The following is a 255-nucleotide window of genomic DNA, read 5'->3' as shown; positions in this document are numbered from 1 at the left end:
CCAAGGCTAAATACTCGTAATCGACCGATAGTGAACCAGTACCGTGAGGGAAAGGCGAAAAGAACCCCGGGAGGGGAGTGAAATAGATCCTGAAACCGTGTGCATACAAACAGTAGGAGCCTCCTTGAGGGGTGACTGCGTACCTTTTGTATAATGGGTCAGCGACTTACATTCAGTGGCAAGGTTAACCGAATAGGGAAGCCGTAGAGAAATCGAGTCCGAACAGGGCGATAGTCGCTGGGTGTAGACCCGAAA

Annotated in this window: 1 rRNA gene; it reads left to right on the top strand. The window is 50.6% G+C overall.

Going from position 1 to position 255, the window contains the following annotated elements:
• Positions 1–255, top strand: a 23S ribosomal RNA gene (locus tag GJ698_RS31530); the annotation flags it as partial.

The organism is Duganella aquatilis (assembly GCF_009674565.1).
Lineage (GTDB): Bacteria > Pseudomonadota > Gammaproteobacteria > Burkholderiales > Burkholderiaceae_D > Rugamonas > Rugamonas aquatilis.
The sequence above is the reverse complement of the archived record's forward strand: the minus strand, read 5'-3'. Positions and strand labels throughout refer to the sequence as shown.